Origin of the sequence: Piscinibacter sp. (assembly GCF_050175855.1) — a bacterium.
Taxonomy (GTDB): Bacteria; Pseudomonadota; Gammaproteobacteria; order Burkholderiales; family Burkholderiaceae_C; genus Piscinibacter.
The window spans coordinates 1-2,859 of sequence record NZ_JBFXIO010000530.1; the positions used below are offsets into that span (position 1 = coordinate 1).

Annotated in this window: 4 protein-coding genes; all 4 read left to right on the forward strand. The window is 71.6% G+C overall.

The window, feature by feature from the left end; all coding sequences use genetic code 11:
• Window positions 1-1,072, forward strand: a 1,072-nt coding sequence (locus AB7U92_RS25190; protein WP_428583297.1) for a heavy metal translocating P-type ATPase, incomplete at its 5' end; no start/stop codon positions are given.
• Between the two features lie 15 nt (window positions 1,073-1,087).
• Window positions 1,088-1,630: a hypothetical protein gene (locus AB7U92_RS25195; RefSeq protein WP_428583299.1), complete on the forward strand. Its 543-nt coding sequence runs from the start codon at window positions 1,088-1,090 to the stop codon at window positions 1,628-1,630.
• Window positions 1,631-1,755: 125 nt separating this feature from the next.
• Entirely contained in the window at window positions 1,756-2,133 is a 378-nt protein-coding gene (locus tag AB7U92_RS25200) for a hypothetical protein (protein WP_428583301.1), read from the forward strand.
• Between the two features lie 66 nt (window positions 2,134-2,199).
• Complete coding sequence (locus AB7U92_RS25205; protein WP_428583303.1) at window positions 2,200-2,610, forward strand: hypothetical protein; 411 nt, start codon at window positions 2,200-2,202, stop codon at window positions 2,608-2,610.
• Window positions 2,611-2,859: the final 249 nt, after the last annotated feature.

Sequence of the window (2,859 nt, forward strand, 5' to 3'; positions counted from 1 at the left end):
CTGTGCGCTGGGGCTGGCCACGCCGATGTCGATCATGGTCGCCACCGGGCGAGCGGCGACGCGGGGCATCCTGTTCCGCGACGCCGCGGCCATCGAGCACTTCCGCAAGGTCGACACGCTGATCGTCGACAAGACCGGCACGCTGACCGAGGGCAAGCCCGCGTTCGACCGAGCCGTGCCCGCCGGTGGCTTCACGGCCGACGAGGTGCTGCGTCTGGCCGCCAGCCTGGACCAGGGCAGCGAGCACCCGCTGGCCGATGCCATCGTGCAGGCCGCCCGTGCGAAGGGGCTGGTGCTGGCCAAGGCCGAGGACTTCGAGTCGAGTTCCGGCATCGGCGTGCGCGGCCGCGTGGAAGGGCGGCGCATCGCGCTGGGCAACACGGCGCTGATGCAGCAGGAGGGCGTGGCCGTCGAGGCGCTGGTCGGACCGGCCGAGGGCCTGCGCGCGGAGGGCGCCAGCGTGATGCACCTCGCGGTGGACGGCCGCCTCGCCGGGCTGCTCGCAGTCTCCGACCCGGTGAAGGCCAGCACGCCGGAGGCGCTGGCCGCGCTGCACGCGGCCGGCCTGCGGGTGGTGATGGCCACGGGCGATGGCCTGACCCCCGCACGCGCGGTCGCGCAGCGGCTCGGCATCGACGCGGTGCACGGCGAGGTCACGCCCGCCGACAAGCTGGAACTCGAGAAGGCGCTGCAGCGCGAGGGGCGGGTGGTCGCGATGGCCGGCGACGGCATCAACGACGCGCCGGCGCTGGCGCAGGCGGACGTGGGCGTGGCCATGGGCACCGGCACCGACGTGGCAATGAACAGCGCACCGGTGACGCTGGTCAAGGGCGACCTGCGCGGCATCGCACAGGCGCGGCTGCTGTCGCAGGCGACCATTGCGAACATGAAGCAGAACCTCGGCTTCGCGTTCATCTACAACGCGCTGGGCGTGCCGCTGGCGGCCGGACTGCTGTTCCCGTTCACCGGCTGGCTGCTGTCGCCGATGATCGCGGCGCTGGCGATGAGCCTGAGTTCGGCGTCGGTGATCGCGAATGCACTCCGGCTTCGCCGCGCAGCGCTGCTGAACTGACGTCACGCGCTCGGCATGGACATCCTCGCGCACACGCTCTGGGCCGCCGCGGGCGCGGCCGTGGTCCACCGTCGCCGGGCGCTCGCACGCGGGACGGTGGCCACCGCACTGGTCTTGGCGGCCGTGCCGGACGTCGTGCATCTGGTGCCGATCGTCGCGTGGTGGGCGTTCGGCGACGGGACCTTTGCGGCCGTGCGCGGCTATGCCCTGGCAGCACCCGGACAGGAGCCGTGGCTGCCACCGCTGATCCAGCTGCTGTCTCACCATCTGCACTGCGTGATGCACAGCGCCCCGATCGCCACTGCGGTGACCGCTCTGCTCTGGGCGGTGCGCAGGGCCTTCTGGCTTCCGCTGCTCGGCTGGTGGTCGCACATCGTGATCGACGTGTTCACGCACTCGGCCGACTACTACGCCGTGCCGGTGCTCTATCCGTTCACCGAGCGCGGCTTCGACGGCATCGCCTGGACCACGCCCTGGTTCATGGTGGCCAACTACGCGGCGCTGGCGGCTGTCGGTGTCTGGCTGTTGGCGGGCCGAAGGCGCAGGCATGGTCCTTGATCTGCCTTCCAGAGCCCAGGCCGGCGTTGCCCGGGACGCCTGCGTCGATGATCGGCGCGCCCTCGACAATCACCCTGACCGGCACGCTCAATCACCCGCGCGCCAGCCCTACTCGGAGTTCCCGCATGTCCTTTCTCGCCCGATGCCTGGGATCGCTTTTCGTGGTCCTGCTCTCGGCCGGCGCGCAGGCCGAAATCGTCGACATCGCCTGGAGCGGCGACGGCCGCTTCGAACGCCGTCTGGCGGTGGCGCCCGGCAAGTTCGCCGAGGTGTGCGGCAAGCTCGCAAAGGCCCAGTCGGTGGCCTGGCGCTTCGATGCCAGCGGACCGTTGAACTTCAACATCCACTACCACGAGGGCAAGGACGTGCGCTACCCGGAGCGCCGCGATGCCCTCGCCAGCGCCAACGGCCAGCTGCGGGTGGCGCTCGACCAGGACTACTGCTGGATGTGGACCAACAAGTCCACACTGCCGGTCGACCTGCAACTCCTCCTCACGCGCTGAGGCCGTGCTGCAGCCGGCTTGATCCCGGGCAAGACGCTGCGGCCGCAGATGCGTAGACTGTTCACCATGCGAGCGTTGCGTCGTCATCGCGCCTGGCTTTCCGGCTGGCTCATCGCCGTGCTGCTGTTCACCCAGCTGGCCACGGCGGCGTATGCCTGTCCGCAGCTCGCACCGGCCCCGGCTGATGTCGCCGCCGCGATGGCGGCCATGCCCGACTGCGACGGCATGCCCGCCAGCATGGACCCCGAGCAGCCGCAGCTGTGCAAGGCCCACTGCGAGGCCGACAAGACCTCGGTGAACAGCCAGGTGGCGGCGCCGGACGCGCCGCCGGCCATGGCGGTCGGCGCGGCGCTGGTCGGCATAGTCGACGTGGCGGATGCCGCGCAGCTGGCGGCCAGCATGCCCGCCTCGGTGGCCGATGGGCCGCCCGTCGGGTCACCTCCGCTCTACCTCTCCTTCCTCGTCCTTCGGAACTAGACCGCGGACCTGCGTCCGGGCGCGCCCTCGCGGTGTGCCCGGGCCGCGCTCGTTCGCCCTGAGTTCGATCCGAAGGAGAGAGTCGTGTCCCGTTTCATCGTTCGCGTGCCGCAGCGGCACGCCGGGCGGCGCCCGCCGTCCACCCGTCCCCGCACGTTGACCGTCCGGCTGGCGCTGGGCGCCGCTGCCCAGTGCAGCGGCCAGGCCTGGGCCAACCCCGCGGAGCCAGCCCACGGCTACGCCGAGGCG

What these genes read in the sequence shown, in the direction of transcription:
- AB7U92_RS25195 (WP_428583299.1), top strand. Translation starts at nt 1,088, where the DNA reads ATGGACATCCTCGCGCACACGCTCTGGGCCGCCGCGGGCGCGGCCGTG.
- AB7U92_RS25200 (WP_428583301.1), top strand. Translation starts at nt 1,756, where the DNA reads ATGTCCTTTCTCGCCCGATGCCTGGGATCGCTTTTCGTGGTCCTGCTC.
- AB7U92_RS25205 (WP_428583303.1), top strand. Translation starts at nt 2,200, where the DNA reads ATGCGAGCGTTGCGTCGTCATCGCGCCTGGCTTTCCGGCTGGCTCATC.